General features: G+C 63.6%; 23 protein-coding genes. 17 read left to right on the forward strand and 6 right to left on the reverse strand.

What is annotated here, in order from left to right; all coding sequences use genetic code 11:
- Positions 1 to 23: 23 nt before the first annotated feature.
- The gene (locus GV002_RS03310) at positions 24 to 908 is read right to left on the reverse strand and encodes a LysR family transcriptional regulator (protein ID WP_160017032.1); all 885 of its coding nucleotides are present in this window, start codon (positions 906 to 908) and stop codon (positions 24 to 26) included.
- 126 nt (positions 909 to 1034) lie between these two features.
- Here GV002_RS03310 and GV002_RS03315 point away from each other — a divergent pair, with 126 nt between their 5' ends.
- The 8 genes from GV002_RS03315 (at position 1035) to GV002_RS03350 (ending at position 7932) form a co-directional block, all read left to right on the forward strand.
- Positions 1035 to 2156: a muconate cycloisomerase family protein gene (locus GV002_RS03315; RefSeq protein ID WP_178094591.1), complete on the forward strand. Its 1122-nt coding sequence runs from the start codon at positions 1035 to 1037 to the stop codon at positions 2154 to 2156.
- A gap of 25 nt (positions 2157 to 2181) precedes the next feature.
- Positions 2182 to 2472: a muconolactone Delta-isomerase gene (gene catC / locus GV002_RS03320; RefSeq protein WP_160017034.1), complete on the forward strand. Its 291-nt coding sequence runs from the start codon at positions 2182 to 2184 to the stop codon at positions 2470 to 2472.
- A 40-nt stretch (positions 2473 to 2512) separates the two neighbouring features.
- The gene (gene catA / locus GV002_RS03325) at positions 2513 to 3442 is read left to right on the forward strand and encodes a catechol 1,2-dioxygenase (RefSeq protein ID WP_160017035.1); all 930 of its coding nucleotides are present in this window, start codon (positions 2513 to 2515) and stop codon (positions 3440 to 3442) included.
- 147 nt (positions 3443 to 3589) lie between these two features.
- Complete coding sequence (gene pcaQ, locus GV002_RS03330) at positions 3590 to 4522, forward strand: pca operon transcription factor PcaQ (RefSeq protein WP_017675565.1); 933 nt, start codon at positions 3590 to 3592, stop codon at positions 4520 to 4522.
- Between the two features lie 116 nt (positions 4523 to 4638).
- Entirely contained in the window at positions 4639 to 5358 is a 720-nt protein-coding gene (pcaH, locus tag GV002_RS03335) for a protocatechuate 3,4-dioxygenase subunit beta (protein WP_160017036.1), read from the forward strand.
- 12 nt (positions 5359 to 5370) lie between these two features.
- A complete protein-coding gene (gene pcaG / locus GV002_RS03340) occupies positions 5371 to 5979 on the forward strand; it encodes a protocatechuate 3,4-dioxygenase subunit alpha (protein WP_160017037.1) in 609 nt (202 codons plus the stop codon).
- Positions 5969 to 6991 (forward strand): cell division protein ZapE, encoded by a 1023-nt coding sequence (gene zapE, locus GV002_RS03345; protein WP_256667027.1) that lies wholly within the window; start codon positions 5969 to 5971, stop codon positions 6989 to 6991. The genes pcaG and zapE overlap by 11 nt, the downstream gene beginning before the upstream one ends.
- Positions 6985 to 7932, forward strand: coding sequence for an AEC family transporter (locus tag GV002_RS03350; RefSeq protein ID WP_160017038.1), 948 nt, complete (start codon positions 6985 to 6987; stop codon positions 7930 to 7932). The genes zapE and GV002_RS03350 overlap by 7 nt, the downstream gene beginning before the upstream one ends.
- Positions 7933 to 8198: 266 nt before the next feature.
- Here the strand turns inward: GV002_RS03350 and antC are convergent, their stop codons facing one another.
- From antC to antA, 3 genes are read right to left on the reverse strand one after another with little or no spacing between them, the layout of a single operon-like run.
- Entirely contained in the window at positions 8199 to 9221 is a 1023-nt protein-coding gene (gene antC / locus GV002_RS03355; protein WP_160017039.1) for an anthranilate 1,2-dioxygenase electron transfer component AntC, read from the reverse strand.
- A 19-nt stretch (positions 9222 to 9240) separates the two neighbouring features.
- On the reverse strand, positions 9241 to 9732 hold the full coding sequence (gene antB / locus GV002_RS03360; RefSeq protein WP_160017040.1) for an anthranilate 1,2-dioxygenase small subunit: 492 nt from the start codon (positions 9730 to 9732) through the stop codon (positions 9241 to 9243).
- A complete protein-coding gene (antA, locus tag GV002_RS03365; RefSeq protein ID WP_160017041.1) occupies positions 9732 to 11123 on the reverse strand; it encodes an anthranilate 1,2-dioxygenase large subunit in 1392 nt (463 codons plus the stop codon). Before antA ends, antB begins: the two co-directional genes overlap by 1 nt.
- Before the next feature lie 546 nt (positions 11124 to 11669).
- Between antA and GV002_RS03370 the strand changes: the two genes are divergently transcribed.
- Positions 11670 to 12674, forward strand: a complete 1005-nt coding sequence (locus GV002_RS03370) for an AraC family transcriptional regulator (protein ID WP_160017042.1) — start codon at positions 11670 to 11672, stop codon at positions 12672 to 12674.
- A gap of 51 nt (positions 12675 to 12725) precedes the next feature.
- On the opposite strand, the gene GV002_RS03375 is transcribed toward GV002_RS03370, so the two are convergent.
- Both GV002_RS03375 and GV002_RS03380 read right to left on the reverse strand, forming a co-directional pair.
- A complete protein-coding gene (locus GV002_RS03375; protein WP_160017043.1) occupies positions 12726 to 13106 on the reverse strand; it encodes a carboxymuconolactone decarboxylase family protein in 381 nt (126 codons plus the stop codon).
- The gene (locus GV002_RS03380; protein WP_160017044.1) at positions 13060 to 13509 is read right to left on the reverse strand and encodes a MerR family transcriptional regulator; all 450 of its coding nucleotides are present in this window, start codon (positions 13507 to 13509) and stop codon (positions 13060 to 13062) included. Before GV002_RS03380 ends, GV002_RS03375 begins: the two co-directional genes overlap by 47 nt.
- 168 nt (positions 13510 to 13677) lie before the next feature.
- On the opposite strand from GV002_RS03380, the gene GV002_RS03385 reads away from it, so the two are divergent.
- The 8 genes from GV002_RS03385 (at position 13678) to GV002_RS03420 (ending at position 22629) form a co-directional block, all read left to right on the forward strand.
- Positions 13678 to 14523, forward strand: coding sequence for an IclR family transcriptional regulator (locus GV002_RS03385; protein ID WP_160017045.1), 846 nt, complete (start codon positions 13678 to 13680; stop codon positions 14521 to 14523).
- 337 nt (positions 14524 to 14860) lie between these two features.
- On the forward strand, positions 14861 to 15817 hold the full coding sequence (locus GV002_RS03390) for an AraC family transcriptional regulator (RefSeq protein ID WP_160017046.1): 957 nt from the start codon (positions 14861 to 14863) through the stop codon (positions 15815 to 15817).
- A gap of 195 nt (positions 15818 to 16012) precedes the next feature.
- Positions 16013 to 17374 carry a benzoate 1,2-dioxygenase large subunit gene (gene benA / locus GV002_RS03395; protein WP_160017047.1) on the forward strand — a complete coding sequence of 454 codons (1362 nt, stop codon included), beginning with the start codon at positions 16013 to 16015 and terminating at the stop codon, positions 17372 to 17374.
- Positions 17375 to 17863 carry a benzoate 1,2-dioxygenase small subunit gene (gene benB, locus GV002_RS03400; RefSeq protein ID WP_160017048.1) on the forward strand — a complete coding sequence of 163 codons (489 nt, stop codon included), beginning with the start codon at positions 17375 to 17377 and terminating at the stop codon, positions 17861 to 17863.
- 81 nt (positions 17864 to 17944) lie between these two features.
- On the forward strand, positions 17945 to 18955 hold the full coding sequence (gene benC / locus GV002_RS03405) for a benzoate 1,2-dioxygenase electron transfer component BenC (RefSeq protein WP_160017049.1): 1011 nt from the start codon (positions 17945 to 17947) through the stop codon (positions 18953 to 18955).
- A 131-nt stretch (positions 18956 to 19086) separates the two neighbouring features.
- On the forward strand, positions 19087 to 19851 hold the full coding sequence (locus GV002_RS03410; protein WP_160017050.1) for a 1,6-dihydroxycyclohexa-2,4-diene-1-carboxylate dehydrogenase: 765 nt from the start codon (positions 19087 to 19089) through the stop codon (positions 19849 to 19851).
- A gap of 119 nt (positions 19852 to 19970) precedes the next feature.
- Positions 19971 to 21314: an MFS transporter gene (locus GV002_RS03415; RefSeq protein WP_160017051.1), complete on the forward strand. Its 1344-nt coding sequence runs from the start codon at positions 19971 to 19973 to the stop codon at positions 21312 to 21314.
- A gap of 100 nt (positions 21315 to 21414) precedes the next feature.
- Positions 21415 to 22629: a benzoate/H(+) symporter BenE family transporter gene (locus GV002_RS03420; protein ID WP_160017052.1), complete on the forward strand. Its 1215-nt coding sequence runs from the start codon at positions 21415 to 21417 to the stop codon at positions 22627 to 22629.

Raw genomic sequence — 22629 nt, forward strand, 5'->3', positions numbered from 1 at the left:
CGGGCTTTTTTCTTCCTCCGCGCTTAGCGCTGGTGCGCGCGCGACAGCTCGTCGACCAGAGTCAGGCAGTGATCGAGCGCCGGCGAGGCGTCGCCGATACGCCGGCTGATGATGATCGGCGAGGTGGCCTGCGCATCCTGCAGCGGCGCGTAGTCGATGTCGGCGCGGTGCAGTACCTGCACCGAGGCCGGTACCAGGGTGATGCCGATGCCGGCGGCGACCAGGCCGATGGCTGTCTGCAGCTCGTTGGTCCACTGCGCCACGCGAATCTGCAGGCCATGGGTGGCAAACAGCGTCAGCACATGGTCGGCGTAGCTCGGGCGTGGGTTGCCCGGGTACAGCACGAACGGCTCGCGGGCCAGCTCGGCCAGGCTCACCGGTCCCGGCAGCAGCGGATGCCCGGCGGGCAGCGCGGCGACCAGGGGGTCGAGCCTCAGCACCTGCTGCGAGATGGCCGCATCGTTGATGTGGATACGGCCGAAGCCGACGTCGATACGCCCGGCCTTGAGTGCTTCCACCTGTTGCAGCGTGGTCATTTCCGACAGACCCAGTTCCAGGCCGGCGTCACTGCGCAGACGGCGAATCAGTTCCGGCAGCACGCCGTAGAGGGTGGACGGGGCGAAGCCGATACCGAGCCAGGCCTTCTCGCCCGAACCGATGCGCCGGGTGCTATCGCAGACCTTGGCCAGTTGCTCGAGCAGGGCATTGGAGTGCTCGTGGAAGAAGCGCCCGGCTTCGGTCAGGCGCAGCGGCCGGCCGCGTTCGAGCAGGGCCACACCGAGTTCGTCCTCGAGCTGCTGGATTTGCCGGCTCAGTGGTGGCTGGGCGATGTGCAGGCGCTCGGCGGCGCGGGTGAAGTTGAGGGTTTCGGCGAGCGCCTGGAAATAGCGCAGGTGGCGAAGCTCCATGGGCGACTGTCCTCTGAGGTTGACGATACCTTCAGGGTATTGTTGCAGACAAAATCAATATTGGAACCTCTCAAAAGGCAGGATCAATATCAGTCCATAGATATGAGCAACCTGATGGGTATTGAAATGAGCCACGCCGCGATCGAGTCGCTCGAAGCGATCATCGTTGACCTGCCGACCATCCGCCCGCACAAGCTGGCGATGCACACCATGCAGAACCAGACCCTGGTGATCCTGCGCCTGCGCTGCGCCGACGGTATCGAGGGCATCGGTGAGGCCACCACCATCGGTGGCCTGTCCTATGGCAACGAGAGCCCGGACAGCATCAAGGTCAATCTGGATCGTCATTTCGCGCCGCTGCTGATCGGCCAGGACGCCAGCAATATCAACGCCTGCATGCAGCGCATCGACCGCGTGGTGAAGGGCAACACCTTCGCCCGCTCGGCCGTGGAAACCGCGCTGCTCGATGCCCAGGGCAAGCGCCTCGGCCTGCCAGTCAGCGAGATCCTCGGCGGCCGCGTGCGCGACAGCCTGGAAGTGGCTTGGACCCTGGCCAGCGGCGACACCGGCAAGGACATCGCCGAAGGCGAACAGATGCTCGAAGCCCGTCGCCACCGCATCTTCAAACTGAAGATCGGCGCCGGTGAGGTGAGCAAGGACCTGGCCCACGTCATCGCCATCAAACAGGCCCTCGGTGAGCGCGCCAGCGTGCGTGTCGACGTCAACCAGGCCTGGGACGAGGCGGTGGCCCTGCGTGCCTGTCGCATACTCGGCGACAACGGCATCGACCTGATCGAGCAGCCGATCTCGCGTCATAACCGCGGTGGCCAGGTGCGCCTGAACCAGTCCAGCCCGGCGCCAATCATGGCCGACGAATCCATCGAATGCGTGGAGGACGCCTTCAACCTTGCACGTGACGGTGCTGCCCCGGTGTTCGCACTGAAGATCGCCAAGAACGGTGGCCCGCGCGCCGTGCTGCGTACTGCCAGCATCGCCGAGGCAGCCGGCATCGGCCTGTACGGCGGCACCATGCTCGAGGGCAGCGTCGGCACCCTGGCTTCGGCCCATGCGTTCATCACCCTGAACAAGCTGGCCTGGGATACCGAACTGTTCGGCCCGCTGTTGCTGACCGAAGACATCGTCACCGAGCCGCCGCTGTACCGCGACTTCCACCTGCACGTGCCGCGCCTGCCCGGCATTGGCCTGACCCTCGACGAGGAGCGCCTGGCGCGCTTCCGCCGTTCCTAACCCCGCGCGAAGGAGGAGAGCTCTCATGCTGTTCCACGTGAAGATGACCGTGAAGTTACCGGTCGACATGGACCCCGCTCAGGCGGCCAAGCTCAAGGCCGACGAGAAAGAACTGGCGCAGCGCCTGCAGCGCGATGGCAAATGGCGCCACCTGTGGCGCATCGCCGGCCACTATGCCAACTACAGCGTGTTCGACCTGGCCAGCGTCGAGGAACTGCACGATACCCTCATGCAGTTGCCGCTGTTTCCCTACATGGAGATCGAGGTGAACGGCCTGTGTCGTCACCCGTCTTCGATCCACCAGGACGATCGCTGATCAATCTTCCAGTCGATAAAAACAAGATGAGGAAATAATCATGAGCATCAAACTGTCGCATACCGAAAGCGTCCAGAACTTCTTCAAGGAAGTCAGCGGCCTGACCAACGATCAGGGCAGCCCGCGTATGAAGGCGCTGATCAATCGCATCCTGCAGGACAGCATCCGCATCATCGAGGACATGGAGGTCACCACCGAAGAGTTCTGGAAGGCGGTGGACTACCTCAACCGCATGGGTGCTCGCAGCGAAGCCGGCCTGTTGGTCGCCGGTCTGGGTCTGGAGCACTACCTGGATCTGCTGCTCGATGCCAAGGACGAGGCGGCCGGCCTCACTGGTGGCACCCCGCGCACCATCGAAGGCCCGCTGTACGTGGCCGGTGCGCCGATGACCGAAGGCGAAGCACGGATGGACGACGGCACCGACCCGGGTACGCCGATGTACCTGCATGGCCGCGTGGTCGATAGCCACGGCAAGCCGGTTGCTGGCGCCATCGTCGATGTCTGGCATGCCAATACCAAAGGGACCTATTCCTACTTCGATTCGAGCCAGAGCGATTACAACCTGCGTCGACGCATCGTCACCGATGCCGATGGCAGCTACCGCGCGCGCAGTATCGTGCCGTCCGGTTATGGCTGCCCACCCGAAGGCACCACGCAGGAGCTGCTCAACCAGCTTGGTCGCCACGGCAACCGCCCAGCGCACATCCACTTCTTCATCTCCGCACCTGGCTATCGTCACCTGACCACGCAGATCAACCTGGCGGGCGACGAGTACCTGTGGGACGACTTCGCCTACGCCACCCGCGAAGGCCTGATCGGCGACGTGACCTTCGTCGAGGGTGAAGCCGCTGCACGCGACCGTGGCTTTCAGGGCAATCGCTTCGCTGAAGTGAACTTCGACTTCCAGCTGCAGAGTGCACCCGTACCGGATGCCGAACAGCGCAACGCGCGCCCCCGGGCCTTGCAGTAAGACCGGGTCGCCAACCACCCCGATCAATAGCCGGCCTTGGTGCCGGCTTTTTTTATTCCGTCTCACCCTAGGGACGGGGCGAGGAATCGGGCTGGGAGCCTGGCGGGCTTTGCGGCATGATCGCAGCATGTCCCTTCGGTGCCCGCGATGAACATCGACACCCGTATCAAATTCCGCCACCTGCTGTGCTTTCTCGAAATCGCTCGCCAGCGCAGCTTCGCCAAGGCGGCCGATGCCCTGGCGGTCAGCCAGCCGGCGATTTCCAAGACGCTCAAGGAACTGGAGGAGATCCTCGAGGCCAGCCTGTTCGAGCGGGGCAGGAACGGGGTGAGTCTGACCGCTGCCGGCGTGGCCTTCATGCGTTACGCCGGGCCCTGCGTGCAGGCGCTGCGCGATGGGGTGAACAGTCTTCGCGAAGGTGAGCACGAGGCCGGCCAGGTGCGAGTCGGTGTGCTTTCTACTGTAGAGAGCCTGCTGATTCCCGAGGTGGTGCGACGCCTACATCAGCGTCACTCGGCGCTGGTGGTCAGCGTGGCCACCGGGCCGGGTGCCTACCTGCTCGGTCAGTTGCGCGTTGGCGAGCTGGACCTGGTGGTCGGACGCATGACCGACAGCCCGGACATCCAGGGCCTGACCTTCGAGCATCTGTACAGCGAGTCGATGAGCCTGGTGGTGCGCCCCGGTCACCCGCTGCTGGCCGCAGGCGCCGCCACACTGGGGCGGCTCGGCGATTACCCGCTGGTGTTGCCGACGGCGGGCACCACCATCCGCAAGCACGCCGACAGCCTGTTCGTGCAGTGCGGGGTGACGCCGTCGCGGCAGCGCCTGGAGACCCTGTCGCCGGCGTTGAGTCGGCGCTACGTGCTGTCCGGCGATGCGCTGTGGGTGGCGCCGCAGGACGCAGTGTGCCTGGACGTGCAGCGTGGCGAGCTGGTCGAGCTGCAGTTGGGCGTGCAGGAACCAGGCGGCTCGGTGGGCATCTGTCGCAACAGCGCGCTGGCACTGCCGCTGGCTGCCGAGCAGTTCTGCGCTGCGCTGCGTGAGGTGGCCGAAGCCTACCGCGAAGGGTTGTTTGCATAACCACCTGGTTATGGTTTGGCGGTGTCTTTTCAATATTCCCCGCGTCTGCTTTGTCGGAAACTGTGCTTCAGCCTGATCCCAGGTCGACTCCACAATACTCACAACAGGAGCGCACCATGCCTGCCGAGGACAACCGCCGTTTCGTCATTCGTGACCGCAACTGGCACCCCAAAGCCCTGACGCCCGATTACAAGACCTCCATCGCCCGTTCGCCGCGCCAGGCGCTGGTGAGCATCCCGCAGTCGATCTCCGAGACCACCGGCCCGGACTTCTCGCACCTGAAGTTCGCCGAGCACGACAACGACCTGCTGCTCAACTTCAACAACGGTGGCCTGCCCATCGGCGAGCGCATCATCGTTTCCGGCCGGGTGATGGATCAGTACGGCAAGCCGATCCCGCATACCCTGGTGGAGATGTGGCAGGCCAACGCCGGCGGCCGCTACCGGCACAAGAACGATCGCTATCTGGCGCCGCTCGACCCCAACTTCGGCGGTGTCGGCCGGGCACTGACCGACAGCGAAGGTCGCTATATCTTCCGCACCATCAAGCCCGGACCCTATCCGTGGCGCAACAACCCCAACGACTGGCGCCCGGCGCATATCCACTTCTCGCTCAATGGCCCATCGATTTCCACTCGCCTGATCACCCAGCTGTACTTCGAGGGTGATCCGTTGATTCCGCTGTGCCCGATCGTCAAGTCCATCGCCAACCCGGATGCGGTACAGACGCTGATAGCCAAGCTCGACATGAGCACGGCCAACCCGATGGATTGCCTGGCCTACCGCTTCGATATCGTGTTGCGCGGCCAGCGGAAGACCCATTTCGAGAACAAATGAGGAGGATGCCCCATGCCTGTTGAATTGCTGCCGGAAACTCCCTCGCAGACCGCCGGCCCCTACGTCCATATCGGTTTGGCCCTGGCCGCCGCCGGCAACCCGATCCGTGAGCAGGAAATCTGGAACCAGATGGCGAGGCCCGAAGCCCCGGGCGAGCACATCGTGTTGGTCGGCCATGTCTATGACGGCAACGGCCATCTGGTGCGCGATGCTTTCCTCGAACTGTGGCAGGCCGACCACCAGGGCCAGTACGACGAGGATTACGACCCGTCCAAAGCGTTCAACGGTTTCGCTCGTACCGCCACCACCTTCGACGCCGGCAGTGAGTGGACCGCTTACACGGTCAAGCCGGGCGTGGTGAACAATGCTGCCGGCGTGCCGATGGCGCCGCACGTGAACGTCGCGCTGTTCGCCCGCGGCATCAACATTCACCTCAACACCCGCCTGTACTTCGAAGACGAGGCCGAGGCCAACGCCAAGGATCCGGTGCTGAACCTGATCGAGCAGCCACAGCGCCGCGAGACGCTGATCGCCAAACGCTGCGAAGTGGACGGCAAGCCGGCGTACCGTTTCGACATCCGCATTCAGGGTGAGGGCGAGACGGTCTTCTTTGACTTCTGAGTTGTGCTCGCAGACCTTGCGCTTCATCGAAGCGCAAGGTCTGCATCTGGACGATGCCCAGCAACGGACGCTCGCCCGCCTGACCGATTGGTTGCAGGCGCGCATTCGGCCGTCTGGCTGGCGGCGCCGGCCTGCGGCTGGCGCTTACCTGTGGGGCGGTGTCGGTCGTGGCAAGAGCCTGTTGCTGGCGGCCTTGTTCGAGGCCGCGCCAGTTGCCAGCAAGCGCCGTATGCATGTCCATGCGCTGCTGCAGGACGTGCAGCGCCGTCTGCTGGCGCATGCCGGCCAGGCTGATCCGCTGCAGCGCGTGGCCGACGAACTGGCCCGCGAGGCACGGCTGCTCTATCTCGATGAATGCCATGTCCATGACATCGGCGATGCAATCCTGCTCGGGCGCCTGTTGCAGACCCTGATCGAGCGCGACTGCATCCTCCTGTTCAGCTCCAACTACACCCCGGCGCAGTTGTGTCCCAACCCGCTGTATCACAGTCGTTTCAAACCGTTCGCCGAGCTGCTGCAGCGCCGCTGCCTGGTGCTGCAGATGGAGGCCGGCCCTGACTACCGTGCCCACAGCACGCGGCACTGGGGACTTTACCTGCAAGGCCCTGCCAGATTGCTGGAGGCGCGGCTGGCGCATCTGCCGGCCACGTCTCAGTTGCTTGTGCAGCGCCGTACTCTGGCACTGCGCGGCATGGATGAACGAACGATCTGGCTGGACTTCGCCGCACTGTGCCGGCAGCCGCTGGCCAGCAGTGACTACCTGCAGCTATGCCAGCGTTTCGCGCACATCGCCATCGGTGAGTTGCCCGCACTGGGGCGTTGCACGCTGGACGAGCAACAGCGTCTGATCAACTTCATCGACATCGCTTACGACCGTGCGTGTGAACTCTGGCTGCAAGGCGAGCGCCCTCTCGATGTGCTGTGTGCAGGTGTCTCGCACGGCGACTTTTCCCGTACTCGCAGTCGCTTTGCGCAACTGCGCCAAGAACAAGCGGAGAGCCTGGCATGCTAGCGGTTCTGAGCATTACCGCACCGATCTTCATCCTCATCGGTCTGGGCTTTCTCTCGGCTCGCGTCGGGCTCGTCAATCGGGAACAGGTGCGCGGCATGGGCACCTTCGTCATCTACTTCGCGCTGCCTGCGCTGGTGTTCAAGGCGCTAGCCGAGCGCAGCCTGAGCGAGGTGCTCAACGGGCCTTATCTGGCAGCTTATGCGATGGCCTCGCTGAGCCTGTTCGGCATTGGCCTGCTGGTGGCGCGACGTTGGCGCGGTCTGAATCTTTCCAGCAGTGCGATCCTGGCCATGGGCATGGCCGTGCCCAATAGCGGTTTCGTTGGTTACCCCATTGCGGTCATGGTGATCGGCCCCACGGCGGCGCTGGCCATGGCGCTGGGCATGCTGGTGGAAAACCTGCTGATGGTCCCTCTGGCTCTGGCGCTTGCCGAAGCCGGCCAGCAGGGCGGGCGCGGCTGGACGGTGGTGCGTGAAACGGCGCTGCGCCTGCTGCGCAATCCGCTGATCATCGCCATCGTGCTGGGTCTGGTCATGTCAATGCTGGCGCTGCGTCTGCCGACGGTTCCGGCACGTGTCATCGACATGCTGGCCGCAGCCTCGGCCCCGGTGGCACTGTTCGTAATCGGCGCCACGCTCAACGGTATGAAAGTCGGCGGCATGGCGGCGGATCTGGCCCAGACCTCCATCGGCAAATTGATCCTGCATCCGCTGCTGATGTTCGCGGCTTTGGCGCTGGTGCCAGGCATCGACCCGACGCTGATGGTGGCCGGCCTGCTGTTCGCCAGCGCGCCCATGATGAGCGTGTTCCCGATTCTCGGCCAACGCTTCGGCCTGGAGGAGCGCTGCGCTGCCTCGCTGGTCGGTTGCACCGTGCTCGCCTTCTTCAGCGTCAGCATCCTGCTGGTGTTGCTGCGCTGGCAGGGCCTGTTGCCGGGCTGAGAGTTGGTGGTGCGCGTGGCGCACCTTGCGTTCAGGCATGGCGCCTGTGGGAGGCGCTTCAGCGGCGAGGCGTCGCCGATACGCCGGCTGATGATGATCGGCGAAGTGGCCTGCGCCTCCTGCAGCGGCGCGTAGTCGAGGTGCGGAACGGACGATGTGCGCGTGTGCGCAGGTGCGCCAGTCGAGGCTTCGGGAACGCGGATGTGCAGGAAGACAGCTCCGCTTCGACGCAGGTGTGCGGTTCTGGCAGAGCTGTATTGCGATTGTCAGCTATTACTCTGGGTGAATTTCTCGTAATACAGATGGCCATTGTCCAGGCCATTCTCTTCGAGCCAGTGTTTGACCGAGTCGACCATCGGCGGTGGACCGCACAGATACATGTCGAACGCCAGGGCGCGCAGGGCCTCAGCGTCCATATGTTCGATCACGTAACCGCGCTTGCCCTGCCAGTTCTGCGCCTCGTCGCTGATCACCGGGGTGAAGCTGAAGCCGGGAATGCGCTCGGCGTAGCCCTGGATACGCGATAGTTCGCACAGATCCGCCACCTGACGTACGCCGTAGTACAGCTGTACCGGCTGGCCGCAACCGCCGCGTTCGGCCAGTTCATCGAGCATGCCGAGGAAGGCGGACAGCCCGGTGCCACCTGCTACCAGCACCAGTGGCCGTTCGACATGGCGCAGGTAGAAGGTGCCCAGGGGCGCTTCCAGATGAATTTCGTCACCCACCTGACAGCGTTCGCGGATGTAGTCACTCATGACCCCGTGCGGCAGCAGGCGGATTAGAAACTGCAGCTTGTTGTCCGCACCCGGCCGGTTGGCGAAGGAGTAGGAGCGGCGGGCGTCAGTGCCGGGCACGTGCAGGCGCGCGTATTGTCCCGGCAAGAAGTCCAGCTGCTGGCTGTCGCTGCCGTCCAGATGGAGGATGGCGGTGGTCGGTGAAACCTGCTCGATGTGGCTGACCACGCCGCGCCACTGCACCGCTTGGGCGGTGCTGCAGCGGCTGGCATCGAAGTCGAAGTAGAAGGCGGCGTCCGATTTCACACGGGTCTGGCAACTGAGAATCCGGCGCTGGGCGAGGTCCTGTGGCGAGAGGGCTTCCTCATCCACATAGTCCATTTCGTAGAGACCCGACTCGCAGCGGCCCGCGCAGGTTCCACACACGCCTTCACGGCAGTCCAGTGGGATGTTGATGCCGTTGCGCAGGGCGGCATCGAGCAGGATTTCATTGTCCTGCACGGGGAAAAACAGGGTTTTGCCGTCGGCAAAACTGAAGGCGACCTTGTGCGTCATGAGCTGTCTGTCCGGCTGTTCAGAGGTGGTAGAAATCGAGCACCGCGTTGATGGTGTCGTTGAGCAGCACGATGTGCTTGCGGGTGATCTTCCAACTCTCGCCGTGCGGTTTGAGGTGATAGGTGGCGTAGCCGAAGAACTGGTCGCTCGCGCCGAGGCGGTGGAACAGCGTCTGCCAGTTGGTCTTCACTTCCAGTTGGCCGTCTTGAGCCTCGGCGATACGCACGTTGCTGATCATGTGCAGGGTGCGCGGCATCGGAATGGTGGAGGCGGCTTTGCCGGTGCGAATGCGGAACACGCGGTCTTCCAGGCCCGAGCGGTTGGCGTAGTAGATCAGCGACATACTGCGCTTGGGGTCCTGGGTGTAGGTGTGCTCGCTTTCCCATTGCGGCAGGTGGTACTCGCACTGCTCATCGAACAGGTCCAGGTAGGCATCCCAATCCTGTGCGTCGCACAGCACCGATTTTCGGTAGAGAAACTGCTCGACCTGGTATTGCAGTTGCGCGTTCATCATTGCACCTCCTTCAGGCTCAGAGCTTTCTTGGCCAGACCTTCGAGCAAAAAGCGCTGCCAGCTGCCTTGCTGGTTCACGTAGAGGCCTTCGTGGGTTGCCTCGGTGCCGGTCATCACAGGTTTGATACCGAGGGTTTCGCTGTTGGCGGTGGGGCCTGTGCGCCACTTGTCGTAGCCGCGCGAGATGTCGCTCCAGCGCTCCAGGCGTCCCTGGAAGCCGCGCTGCTGTTCGCGAAACTCCACCAAGTCATCCGGTGTACCCATGCCTGAGACGTTGAAGAAGTCTTCGAACTGGCGGATGCGGCTTTCACGGTCGGCGTCGGATTCACCCTTCACGCCGATGCATTGGCTGATGACTTCAGTCTTGTTCCAGGCCAGCGGACGGACGATGCGCAACTGGGAGCTGATCTGGTCCATGAAGAACAGGCTGGGATAGATGTTCAGGTTGCGCAGGCGATGCATCATCCACTCGGCGCGGGCCTTGCCATAGGTTTCGACCAGACGTGGCATGACGCTCGCATAGCCGGGACGCACGCTGGGGTTGGGCATGTCACTGAACAGCACGCTATGGCCGTTGTGGAAGGAAAACCAGCCGTCGTCGGTCTGCGCATCACCAGCACCGAGTTTGCTGTAGTCCAGGGTCTGGCTGGTGGTGCCGGCTTCGGCGTTGACCTGCTGGCGGTGTTGTACGGTGGCCACGTAGTTGTAGTGCACGGTACTCACGTGATAACCGTCCAGGCCGTTCTCGTTCTGCAGTTTCCAGTTGCCGTCGAAGGTGTAGGTGGAGCGTCCCGGAATGACCTCAAGTTCGCCGGTGGGGGATTGCGCCACCATCATGTCGAAGAACACACGGGCGTCGCCGAGAAAATCTTCCAGGCTGTCGCTGGCGGTGACGTCGAGACTGATGAAGACGAAGCCCTTGTAGCTCTCGATGCGCGCCTTTTTCAGGCTGCGCGTGGCTTTGTCGAAGCCCTCCGGGTATTCGCCCGGCGCCTTGACCTTAACCAGACGGCCATCGCTCTTGTAGCACCAGGCGTGGAAGGGGCAGGTGAAGGTGGACTGGTTGCCCTTGCTCACGCGCGTCAGCGTGGCGCCACGGTGCTGGCAGGCGTTGACCAGAGCATGCAGTTGGCCATTGCCGTCGCGGGTGATGATGATCGGCTGGCGGCCGGCGCGCATCGTGATGAAGTCGTTCGGCTTGGCAATCTCGCTCTCGTGGCAGGCGTAGATCCAGTTGCGTTCGAAGATCAGCTCCATCTCCAGATCGAAGAGTTCTGGCTTGGTGAACATGTCGCGGGCGATACGGAACACGCCCTCATCAGGGCGGAAGTCCAGGCAGCCGCTTATGTAGTCTTTCCACTGTTCAATGCTTTTGTTGGAGGTATTCATGGCGTCGCACCTTGCACGTCAGGCAATTCGAGATGCCATTAGAAAGAGTGCGGCAAATGCCGGTCTATCCGCTTAGTTGACGAAGTCGGGCCGCTTATTTGGTAGGGATGACAGAACCTGGAGTTTGGTAGCCCTTGGTAACGCTCCGGGGCAATTGCGGGCGATGGGGTAACGCTTTGTCGGCGTTGACCTGCTGTCAGGGAGTAGAGCGTGGTGAGCGGCGATGCGCGTTGATCAGCGTCGCTGCCTCGCCTGCAGAGCGGCCTCCGGCGGGTTAAAAAGCTTCGAAAATGCTCATTTAACCTGTTAAAACTCCACTTTTCGCCTGTTTTTCTGGGCAACGTCGGCATTGCGCGGATTACTTGGCCAGAGCTTTCAGGGATGCCGACAGGTGAGGGTTCACCGAGTCTGGCCGAAAAGTGCGCGATTACTATCCGTTTCTTTCGGTTCGCTGTCAGGCAGGTCTTGATGGCATACCGCTTGCGTTGAATGCATCGAGTGCGTCGTCAGAACGCGCCTGCCTATTGCCGTGTCGAGAGTTGCGTGATGAATAGCCCCTCCCAGCATTATCGAGATATCTCCGCCGATCATTACGATCTAGCCGGAGCCCGTGCCTGGATGGCCACTGTTTGCGGGCCGCATCATCTATATGTGGCCCGGCCTGAGTGCATTGAGTTTCACCACAGTGGCAACGTGCTGCCTTCGATGTCGACGACACTTGGTTATGTCGAGTACGGCACGGATGTCACTATCGGCATCGGTGATGGTCATGCGCTGAACTGTTACAGCCTGAGTCTGCCGCTTAGCGGCGAACAGGAGTTGGAAAAGGGCGGTCAGCGACTGCTATCGGACCGAGGCTGTGGTGTGATCGTCTCGCCTCATGAAACGCAGCGGCTGACCATCGCCGGCAACTGCCACAAGCTGCAAGTCGCCATTGGCCGTGCGGCCATGCAGAAAACCCTCGAAGAACTGCTGCAGCGTCGGGTGGATGCTCCGCTATGTTTCGAGCCGCGAATGAATGCCTTGAAGGGTGCGGCTGCCGGCTGGTGGCGTATGGTTCGGCACCTGAGCGACGAGCTGGAGCACAGTCGCGACCTTTACGGACAGATGCTTTTCACCCGTGATATCGAAAGCGCTCTGATCAAGGGCTTGATTCTTTCTCAGCCGAGCAACTACGCCGACGAACTGCGTGAACGTCTGGCGCTCAAGTTGCCGCATTATCTGGTGCGTGCGCGTGACTTCATTCATGCCCATGCCCGCGAGCAACTGGCGCTGGATGATGTCGAGCAGGTAGCAGGCGTTTCCCGCTTCAAGCTGTTCGAGGGGTTCAACCGCTACTTTGGGCAGACGCCCATGGCGTACCTGAAAAAATACCGTCTGACAGCCGTGCGCCAGGAGCTACTGGAGGATCGCTTTGCGCGCAATATTTCGGTTATCGCCATGGCCTGGGGGTTCAATCATCTTGGGCGCTTTGCCAGCGAGTACCGCAAGTTGTTTGGCGAAACGCCCACGATGACCCAGCAACGCCTGGAAGCGTTGCGGCGGTCATGAGGTACCAGCTGCAGGTTGTCACGCGTCCTTGCGCACTCGGTCGGCCCGTACTCAGGCTGCGTTGCGGGCGAATACCTCCCTGGCAGCGCTCAGGCCATTGAGGGCAGCCGGGAAACCGGCGTAGACGGCCATCTGCATCATGATCTCGACGACCTCCTGACGGGAAACGCCAACATTCAAGGCTCCCTGAATGTGAACCTTCAGTTGCGGGCTGGCGTTGCCCAGTGCGGTCAGTGCTGCCACCACGGCGATTTCCCGGCTGCGCAGATCCAGTCCAGGGCGCGAATAGATATCGCCAAAGGGAAACTCGATCAGGTAGCGGGCGAAGTCCGGAGCAATGTCGCCCAGGCTGTCCAGTACCTGTTCGCCGGCTTCTCCATCTATTTCACGGAGTTTCTCCAGTCCGCGCTGGTAACGGCTTTGTGTGGTCATCGGGCAGGTTCTCCTCAGGGTTGAAGGTTGAGCTATGGCATGGTTCGAGCGAGTGGTAGTGCTCGATCTTCTCCTGCAGTGCCGCGACGCAGCGATTCATGGCCTCAAGTTCGATCTGTACTTCGGCCAAATGCGTTTGCAGCAAGTGGCGACGCTGGGAAATGGTCGAGTCCCCGGCGCTGCGCAGGCCCGCGAAGGCCAGCATCTTGCTGATTGGCATATGGGTCGTGCGCAGACGCAGGAGGAACTCGATCCAGGCGATGTCCGCCGTGCCATAGCGCCGCTGCCCTCCTGCTGCGCGAGCAATGGGGCTGATCAGGCCGATGCGCTCGTAATAGCGCAAGGTATGCGCGGTCAGGCCGGTGCGTTTCGCGACGTCGTCGATGCTGAGATGAGATGCCATGCAAAGGAGCCTATTGGTTTGAGCGCGCTCTAAGTCAATACCCTGTTTTGTGCCACTGGCAACCCGGTACGCTGAAACTGCCGTAGCTGCGGCTGTGGCAGCGAATTGCGATTACCGCACAATGGTTCGATAATCGCCTGGTGCTGTCCATTCCGTTTCGGAGGCCCCATGAGCGAAACCCGTCCGCCGCTTACCAGTCTTGCTCCGCCACCCTACGTGTCGCCGGCCAAGCGTATCGAGGAGTTCGCCGGCGATCCCAATTTCATGACCTCCCTGGCTCGCGGCCTGGCGGTGATCAATGCCTTCCAGGAGCGCAAGCGTCACCTGACCATCGCCCAGATCAGCCACCGTACCGAGATTCCTCGCGCCGCCGTGCGCCGCTGCCTCTACAGCCTGATGAAGCTGGGCTACGTCACCACCGACGGGCGTACCTATTCGCTGCTGCCCAAGGTGTTGACCCTGGGCCATGCCTACCTGTCGTCGACGCCTTTGGCGGTGTCCGCCCAGCCCTACCTCGACCGCCTCAGCGAGCAACTGCACGAGGCTTGCAACCTGGCCACCCTGGAAGGTGAGCAGGTGTTGTATATCGCCCGTTCGGCGATTCCGCAGCGGCTGATCTCGGTGGATCTCAGTGTCGGCAGCCGCTTGCCGGCCTACTGCACTTCCATGGGCCGCATCCTGCTGGCCGCGCTGGACGACGACCAGCTTCAGGACTACCTGGCTCACGCCGAACTGCAGCCCAAGACCAGCCGCACCTTGCACACTCCCGAGGCGCTATGGGAATGCCTGCAGCGCGTGCGTCACCAGGGCTGGTGCGTCGTCGATCAGGAACTGGAACAGGGCCTGCGTTCGCTGGCAGTGCCGGTGTATGACTCTGCCGGCCACGTGCTGGCGGCGATGAACGTCAGCACCCACGCCGGCCGCGTGCCGGTCAGCGAGTTGGAGAAGCGCTACCTGCCGCTGATGCTCAGCGCCAGCCGCGAGCTCAGTAGCCAGTTGTTCCGGCCGGCCTGAGCGGCCGCCTCGACGCTTGCTCGTAGGCGCTGCGCTCCGGGGCGAAGGTGCGTTGTCTGCTCGATCGCTTTCGCCCCGGGGCGGGGCTCCTGCAAAGGCTGCGGGGGGCGGTCCTGCTACGCCAATTCACGAAACCGGGCGGTAATCGCCCGCAGCGATATTCGTCCAAGATCCGATTGCCTAAGCTCGTCGAGCCGCTAACCTGCTGCGGTCAACCGTTGATCGGTTTGTGATCAGGTATGGGCCATTTGCCTGTATCTATGGTTCGAGCGAGGAGGGCTGCCTTGGCCCGTCAGTACCCGCTACTCAAATAACAATGATAAGAGTGCCGTGAGTCATGGACTGTCGCCTGCTGAACGAGAAGAGTCGGCTGTTCGCCAACGCCGACCCCTATGCGGTATCCGACTACGTCAACCAGCATGTCGGCTCGCACTGCATCCGCCTGCCCAGCAGCGGCCGTCTGGCCGCCAGCCTCAGTCATCGCAGCTTCGCGAGTCTTGACCTGTGCCGTATCAGCTACGGCGGCAGCGTGCGCGTCACCTCGCCGGCGCTGGAGACCATCTACCACCTGCAGGTGCTGCTACAGGGCCACTGCCTGTGGCGTGGCTACAGCCAGGAACACTACTTCACCCCCGGCGAACTGCTGTTGATCAACCCGGATGATCCGGTCGACCTGACCTATTCCGACGATTGCGAGAAGTTCATCGTCAAGCTGCCGGCCCAGTTGATCGAGCGCGCCTGCAGCGACAACCACTGGCAGCGCCCGGCCGATGGCGTGCGCTTCGCCTCGCGCCACCAGCTGCAGCAGCTCGAAGGCTTCACCAATCTGCTCGGTCTGGTCTGCGACGAGGCCGAGAGCGAGCAGTCGCTGCCATCGGTGCAGGAGCACTACACGCGGATCATCGCCAGCAAGCTGCTCGGCCTGCTGGGCAACAATGTCAGTCGTGTGGAGTTGGCCGAGAGCAACCCTTCGTTCGAGCGCCTGGTGCAGTTCATCGACGACAACCTCAAACAGGACATCAGCCTCGAGCAGCTGGCTCAGCTGGCCCATATCAGCCCGCGCTCGCTCTACGGGCTGTTCGACAAGCATCTGGGCACCACGCCCAAGCACTACATCCGCCAGCGCAAGCTGGAGCGGGTGCATGCCTGCCTCAGCGATCCGTCGGCCAAGGTGCGCAATATCACCGAGGTGGCGCTGGACTACGGCTTCCTTCACCTTGGCCGCTTCTCCGAGAGCTACAAGAGCGCCTTCGGCGAACTGCCCTCCGATACCCTGCGTCGCCGCGAGTCCTGATTTCCCGCCTTCTCGGTGCGCGCGGCGCACCCTACGGCCGATGAAGCGTCGCGCAGGCCCCGTCATCTCTGGCTTCTACGACCTTGGTCGCACCCTGCAGAAAACGGATAAAGGTCCTGCACGAACTGGATATTGTCGGACAATCAGGCGGCATAGCCTTGGAACCGTTGAAACAATAACAACGGAGCCATGGCCATGAACCTGGGACTCGACTACCTCAATAGCCTGCTTGAAGAAGACAAGGACAAGGGCATTTTCCGCTGCAAGCGCGAGATGTTCACCGACCCCCGGTTGTTCGACCTGGAGATGCAGCACATCTTCGAGGGCAACTGGCTGTACCTGGCCCACGAGAGCCAGATCCCCAACGTCAACGACTACTACACCACCCACATGGGGCGCCAGCCGATCTTCATCGCGCGCAACAAGGACGGTGAACTCAACGCCTTCATCAACGCCTGCAGCCATCGCGGCGCCATGCTCTGCCGCTTCAAGAGCGGCAACAAGGCCAGCTACACCTGCCCGTTCCACGGCTGGACCTTCAACAACAGCGGCAAGCTGCTCAAGGTCAAGGATCCCAAGGAAGCCGGCTACCCGGACAGCTTCAACTGCGACGGCTCCCACGACCTGAAGAAGGTCGCCCGCTTCGAGTCCTACCGCGGCTTCCTGTTCGGCAGCCTTCGTGAGGACGTGGCTCCGCTCGAAGAGTTCCTCGGCGAGTCGAAGACGATCATCGACATGATCTGCGACCAGTCCAGCGAAGGCCTGGAAGTGCTGCGCGGCTCCAGCACCTACGTCTATGAGGGCAACTGGAAGCTGCAGGCGGAAAACGGCGCCGACGGCTACCACGTCACCGCCGTGCACTGGAACTACGCCGCCACCCAGCAGCAGCGCAAGCTGAAAGAGGCCGGCGACGATATCCGCGCCATGAGCGCCGGCGGCTGGGGCAAGAAGGGCGGCGGTTTCTACTCGTTCGAGAACGGCCACCTGCTGCTCTGGACCCGTTGGGACAACCCCGAGGACCGCCCGCTGTTCGCCGACCGCGAGCGCCTCGCCGCCGAGTTCGGCGAGGCCCGTGCCGACTGGATGATCGGCCACTCGCGCAACCTCTGCCTGTACCCCAACCTGTACCTGATGGATCAGTTCGGCTCGCAGCTGCGCATCGCCCGCCCGCTGTCGGTGGACAAGACCGAAGTGACCATCTACTGCATCGCGCCCAAGGGCGAGAGTGCCGAGGCCCGCGCCCGTCGTATCCGCCAGTACGAGGATTTCTTCAACGTCTCCGGCATGGCCACCCCTGATGACCTGGAAGAATTCCGCGCCTGCCAGCAGGGCTTCGCCGGCCGCGCGATGGAGTGGAACGACATGTCCCGCGGCGCCAAGCACTGGATCGACGGCGCCGACGACTCGGCCAAGGAGATCGACCTGCAGCCGTTGATGAGCGGCGTGCGCACCGAGGACGAAGGTCTGTTCGTGCTGCAGCACCACTACTGGCAGCAGCAGATGATCCAGGCAGTGAAGAAAGAACAGGACCAACTGATCCACGTGGAGGGTGCGTAAATGAGCCTTTCCTATGACGCCGTGCGCGACTTCCTCTACCGCGAGGCGCGCTACCTGGACGACAAGCAGTGGGATCAGTGGCTGGAGCTGTACGCCCCGGATGCCGAGTTCTGGATGCCGGCCTGGGACGATGCCGATCAGCTGGTTGAAAACCCGCAGACCGAGATCTCGCTGATCTGGTACGGCAACCGCGGCGGCCTGGAGGACCGGGTGTTCCGCATCCGCACCGAGCGCTCCAGCGCCACCATCCCGGATACCCGCACCTCGCACAACATCAACAACATCGAGATCGTCGAGCAGGAAGAGGACCTCACCAAGGTGCGCTTCAACTGGCACACCCTGAGCTTTCGCTACAAGACCGTCGATCACTTCTACGGCAGCAGCTTCTACACCCTGGATACCCGCGGCGAGAACCCGCTGATCAAGGCCAAGAAGGTGGTGCTGAAGAACGATTACGTCAGACAGATCATCGACGTCTACCACATCTGAATCCGCTGCAGCGCTGCCGGCGGGGCCATTGGCTCCCGTCGCGGGCTTCTGCACGCCGCCAACCGCATAGCGAGGTGCGCCATGAGCCACAAGATCGCACTGAATTTCGAAGACGGGGTGACCCGCTTTATCGACGCCAACCTGGGTGAGACGGTGGCCGACGCCGCCTATCGCCAGGGCATCAATATCCCGCTGGACTGCCGCGATGGCGCCTGCGGCGCCTGCAAGTGCTTCGCCGAAGCCGGCCAGTACGACCTCGGCGAGGAATACATCGAGGACGCCCTGAGCCAGACCGAGGCCGAGCAGGGCTACGTGCTGACCTGCCAGATGCGCGCCGAGAGCGACTGCGTGATCCGCGTGCCGGCGTCCTCGCAAGTGTGCAAGACCCAGCAGGCCAGCTTCGAGGCGGCCATCAGCGCGGTGCGCAAACTGAGCGACAGCACCATCGCCCTGTCGGTCAAGGGCGAGGCCCTGAGCCAGCTGGCCTTCCTGCCGGGGCAGTACGTCAACCTGCAGGTGCCGGGCAGTGAGCAGAGCCGTGCCTACTCCTTCAGCAGCCTGCAGAAGGACGGCGAGGTCAGCTTCCTGATCCGCAACGTGCCGGGCGGGCTGATGAGCAGCTTCCTGAGCAACCTGGCCAAGGCCGGCGACAGCATCAGCCTGGCCGGCCCGCTGGGCAGCTTCTACCTGCGCGAGATCAAGCGCCCGTTGCTGCTGCTGGCCGGTGGCACCGGCCTAGCGCCCTTTACCGCAATGCTGGAGAAGATCGCCGCCGAGGGCAGCGCGCATCCGCTGCACCTGATCTACGGCGTGACCCACGACCATGACCTGGTCGAGCTGGACAAGCTGGAAGCCTTCGCCGCGCGCATCCCCGGCTTCAGCTTCAGCGCCTGCGTGGCCAGCCCCGAGAGCAGCTACCCGCACAAGGGCTACGTCACCCAGCACATCGAACCCAGGCACCTCAACGACGGCGAGGTGGACATCTATCTGTGCGGCCCGCCGCCGATGGTCGAGGCGGTCAGCGCCTACATCCGCGAACAGGGCATCGCGCCGGCCAATTTCTATTACGAGAAGTTTGCTGCCAGCGCCTGAGAAGTTGGCTCCCCTCTCCCTATGGGAGAGGGGTCGGGGGAGAGGAGGGGCAAACGCCACCCTCTCCCCAGCCCTCTCCCGCAAGCGGGAGAGGGGGTAGATAGCGGATACCCCGGATTGAGGTGGGCAAGATGAACAAGCGTTTCCAAGACAAGGTCGCCGTGGTCACCGGCGCCGCCCAGGGCATCGGCCGACGGGTCGCCGAGCGGTTGCTGGATGAGGGCGCGCAGGTGGTGGCGGTGGACCGCTCCGAGCTGATCAATGAACTGGCCGAGCAGGTCGGTGTGCTGTGCCTGACCGCCGACCTGGAGCAGGCCGGCGACTGCCAGGGCGTGATGCAGGCGGCGGTCGAGCGTTTCGGCCGCCTGGACATCCTGATCAACAACGTCGGCGGCACCATCTGGACCAAGCCGTTCGAGCACTACGAAACCGCGCAGATCGAAGCCGAAGTGCGTCGATCGCTGTTCCCCACGCTGTGGTGCTGCCACGCCGCATTGCCACAGATGCTGAAGCAGGGAAGCGGTGCCATCGTCAACGTCTCCTCCATCGCCACTCGTGGGGTCAACCGTGTGCCCTACGGCGCGGCCAAGGGCGGCGTCAACGCACTAACTGCCTGCCTGGCGTTCGAGACTGCCGAGCGCGGCATTCGCGTCAACGCCACCGCCCCTGGCGGCACTGAGGCGCCGCCGCGACGCATCCCGCGCAACGCCGCCGAGCCGAGCGACCAGGAGAAGGCCTGGTACCAGCAGATCGTCGATCAGACCGTCGAGAGCAGCCTGATGAAGCGCTACGGAACCCTCGACGAGCAGGTCGGCGCGATCCTCTTTCTCGCCTCCGACGAGGCCTCCTATATCACCGGCGTGACCCTGCCGGTGGGTGGCGGGGATCTCGGCTAGTCCCCTGATCGCGTAGGAGCCGGCTTGCCGGCGATCCATCAACTGCATCGCCCGCAAGCGGGCTCCTACAAACATCAACCGAGCAGTTCACAACAAAAACAAAACCGAGAACCGATGCCATGCGACAGATAGACGTTCACCCCGTTATCGACAACGCGCGTTTTTCCCGCTTTCACTGGATGGTCATGGCGCTCTGCGCGCTGCTGCTGATCTTCGATGGCTACGACCTGTTCATCTTCGGCGTGGTGCTGCCGTCGATCATGCAGGAGTGGAACCTGACCCCGCTGGAGGCCGGCGCCCTGGGCAGCTACGCGCTGTTCGGCATGATGTTCGGCGCCCTCGGCTTCGGCACCCTGGCCGACCGGGTCGGGCGCAAGAAGGGCATCGCCATCTGCTTCGTGCTGTTCTCCACGGCGACCATCCTCAACGGCTTTGCCTCCAGCCCCACCGAGTTCGGCATCTTCCGCTTTATCGCCGGGCTAGGCTGCGGCGGGCTGATGCCCAACGCCGTGGCGCTGATGAACGAGTACGCGCCCAAGCGCCTGCGCAGCACCCTGGTGGCGGTGATGTTCAGCGGCTACTCGCTGGGCGGTATGCTCGCTGCCGGCGTCGGTATCTACATGCTGCCGCGCTTCGGCTGGGAATCGATGTTCTTCGCCGCCGCCGTGCCGCTGCTGCTGTTGCCGCTGATTCTGTGGAAGCTGCCGGAGTCGGTGGGTTTCCTGGTGCGCCAGGGTCGCCATGAGCAGGCCCGCGCGGTGCTGGCCAAGGTCGAGCCGGGCCTGCGGATCGACGCCGCCGACCAACTGCAAATGAGCGATGGCAAGGGCCAGGGCGTTGGCGTATTCGAGCTGTTTCGCGACGGTCGTGCGCTGCGCACCCTGTGCCTGTGGCTGGCGTTCTTCTGCTGCCTGCTGATGGTCTACGCGCTGAGCTCCTGGCTACCGAAACTGATGGCCAACTCCGGCTACAGCCTGGGTTCGAGCCTGTCGTTCCTGCTGGCGCTGAACTTCGGCGGCATGGCCGGAGCGATCCTCGGCGGCTGGCTGGGCGACCGCTTCAACCTGGGCAAGGTGATGGTGGCCTTCTTCGTCGCCGCCGCCGCCTCGATCAGCCTGCTGGGCTTCAACAGCCCCACGCCGGTGCTCTACGGGCTGATCTTCATTGCTGGCGCTACCACCATCGGTACGCAGATTCTGCTGTACGCCGGTGCCGCACAGTTCTACGGCCTGTCGATCCGCTCCACTGGCCTCGGCTGGGCCTCGGGCATCGGCCGCAACGGCGCTATCGTCGGCCCACTGCTCGGTGGTGCGCTGATGGCGATCAACCTGCCGCTGCAACTGAATTTCATCGCCTTCGCCGTGCCCGGGGCCATCGCTGCCCTGGCCATGGCGGTGTTCACCCTCAGCGGCCAGCGGCGCCAGGCGGCAGCGACCGCGGCGCTGGTGTCTGCCAAGGCCTGAGCCGCATGCCGAGCCCCTGCCTGTGAGCAGGCAGGGGCCCGTCGTTCCGACACCGAGCGCCTTCCGCTGCCGGAAGGCCACACTGACTTGCGAGGCTGACATGCAGGCTTTGCTGCGCGACTGTTCTCTGCCCGCCCTGGTGGCCGGGCTGCTCGCCACCACCATCTCCTACGCAGGGCCGCTGGTGCTGATCTTCCATGCCGCGGAAAGCGCCGGCCTGTCGCAGGCGCTGCTGTCTTCCTGGGTCTGGGCGATTTCCATCGGCAGTGGCGCGTTGGGCCTGCTGCTCAGCCTGCGCTACCGCACGCCGGTGGTGATCGCCTGGTCGATCCCCGGCAGCGCGCTGCTGGTCGGCGCCCTGCCGGAACTGGGCCTGAACCAGGCCATCGGCGCCTACCTGGTGGCCAACCTGATCCTGCTGCTGATTGCCCTGAGCGGCAGCTTCGACCGGCTGATCGCCAAACTGCCCGGTTCCATCGCTGCTGGCCTGCAGGCCGGCATTCTGTTCGCCTTCGGCATCGAGGTGTTCAAGGCGCTACCGGAGCAGCCGTTGCTGATCGTCAGCATGTTCGCCACCTACGTGCTGCTGCGCCGAATCGCGCCGCGTTATGCGGTGGCCGGCGTATTGCTGGTGGGCGCGGCGCTGACCCTGCTCGGCGGCCAGCTGCGCAGCGAGGCGCTGGTGCTGGAACTGGCTACGCCGCAGTGGATCGCCCCCGAGTTCAGCCTGGCCGCCAGCCTCAACCTGGCGCTGCCGCTGGTGCTGGTGGCGCTCACCGGGCAGTTCATGCCGGGCATGGCGGTGCTTCGCGGCGCCGGCTATGACACACCGGCCAGCCCGATCATCGGCGCCAGTGCCATTGGTGGCGCGCTGTTGGCGCCATTCGGCTGCCACGGCCTGAACCTGGCGGCGGTCACCGCCAGCCTCTGCACCGGCCGCGAGGCTCATGAAGACCCCAAGCGGCGCTACATCGCCGCAGTGGCCGGCAGCCTGGCCTACCTGCTGCTGGGCATTGGTGGCGCCACCCTGGTGTCGCTGTTTGCCGCCTTTCCCGCCGCGCTGATCGCCGCCCTCGCGGGGCTCGCGCTATATGGCGCGTTCAGTGAGGCGCTGGCGCGCAGCCTGAACGAGCCCAGGGAGCGCGACGCCGGGCTGTTCACCTTTCTGGTGACGGCCTCCGGGGTGAGTTTTCTCGGTTTGTCGGCGGCCTTTTGGGGCCTGCTGTTCGGTCTCGCCGCACACCTGCTGTTGCGAGCACGGCAGCAATCGCCAAGCGCCATGAGTAACCCGAGGGCCGCGCCGGTGCGCGAGTGA

The organism is Pseudomonas sp. 8O, from assembly GCF_902506495.1.
GTDB classification, from domain to species: domain Bacteria; phylum Pseudomonadota; class Gammaproteobacteria; order Pseudomonadales; family Pseudomonadaceae; genus Aquipseudomonas; species Aquipseudomonas chaetocerotis.

Coding starts and splice junctions, on each gene's coding strand:
- GV002_RS03385 (WP_160017045.1), top strand. CDS start 13,678: ATGAGCGAAACCCGTCCGCCGCTTACCAGTCTTGCTCCGCCACCCTAC.
- catA (WP_160017035.1), top strand. CDS start 2,513: ATGAGCATCAAACTGTCGCATACCGAAAGCGTCCAGAACTTCTTCAAG.
- GV002_RS03310 (WP_160017032.1), bottom strand. CDS start 908: ATGGAGCTTCGCCACCTGCGCTATTTCCAGGCGCTCGCCGAAACCCTC.
- GV002_RS03380 (WP_160017044.1), bottom strand. CDS start 13,509: ATGGCATCTCATCTCAGCATCGACGACGTCGCGAAACGCACCGGCCTG.
- GV002_RS03315 (WP_178094591.1), top strand. CDS start 1,035: ATGAGCCACGCCGCGATCGAGTCGCTCGAAGCGATCATCGTTGACCTG.
- pcaQ (WP_017675565.1), top strand. CDS start 3,590: ATGAACATCGACACCCGTATCAAATTCCGCCACCTGCTGTGCTTTCTC.
- GV002_RS03370 (WP_160017042.1), top strand. CDS start 11,670: ATGAATAGCCCCTCCCAGCATTATCGAGATATCTCCGCCGATCATTAC.
- pcaG (WP_160017037.1), top strand. CDS start 5,371: ATGCCTGTTGAATTGCTGCCGGAAACTCCCTCGCAGACCGCCGGCCCC.
- GV002_RS03420 (WP_160017052.1), top strand. CDS start 21,415: ATGCAGGCTTTGCTGCGCGACTGTTCTCTGCCCGCCCTGGTGGCCGGG.
- GV002_RS03390 (WP_160017046.1), top strand. CDS start 14,861: ATGGACTGTCGCCTGCTGAACGAGAAGAGTCGGCTGTTCGCCAACGCC.
- GV002_RS03350 (WP_160017038.1), top strand. CDS start 6,985: ATGCTAGCGGTTCTGAGCATTACCGCACCGATCTTCATCCTCATCGGT.
- pcaH (WP_160017036.1), top strand. CDS start 4,639: ATGCCTGCCGAGGACAACCGCCGTTTCGTCATTCGTGACCGCAACTGG.
- benB (WP_160017048.1), top strand. CDS start 17,375: ATGAGCCTTTCCTATGACGCCGTGCGCGACTTCCTCTACCGCGAGGCG.
- benC (WP_160017049.1), top strand. CDS start 17,945: ATGAGCCACAAGATCGCACTGAATTTCGAAGACGGGGTGACCCGCTTT.
- antC (WP_160017039.1), bottom strand. CDS start 9,221: ATGACGCACAAGGTCGCCTTCAGTTTTGCCGACGGCAAAACCCTGTTT.
- benA (WP_160017047.1), top strand. CDS start 16,013: ATGAACCTGGGACTCGACTACCTCAATAGCCTGCTTGAAGAAGACAAG.
- antA (WP_160017041.1), bottom strand. CDS start 11,123: ATGAATACCTCCAACAAAAGCATTGAACAGTGGAAAGACTACATAAGC.
- catC (WP_160017034.1), top strand. CDS start 2,182: ATGCTGTTCCACGTGAAGATGACCGTGAAGTTACCGGTCGACATGGAC.
- antB (WP_160017040.1), bottom strand. CDS start 9,732: ATGAACGCGCAACTGCAATACCAGGTCGAGCAGTTTCTCTACCGAAAA.
- GV002_RS03410 (WP_160017050.1), top strand. CDS start 19,087: ATGAACAAGCGTTTCCAAGACAAGGTCGCCGTGGTCACCGGCGCCGCC.
- GV002_RS03375 (WP_160017043.1), bottom strand. CDS start 13,106: ATGACCACACAAAGCCGTTACCAGCGCGGACTGGAGAAACTCCGTGAA.
- GV002_RS03415 (WP_160017051.1), top strand. CDS start 19,971: ATGCGACAGATAGACGTTCACCCCGTTATCGACAACGCGCGTTTTTCC.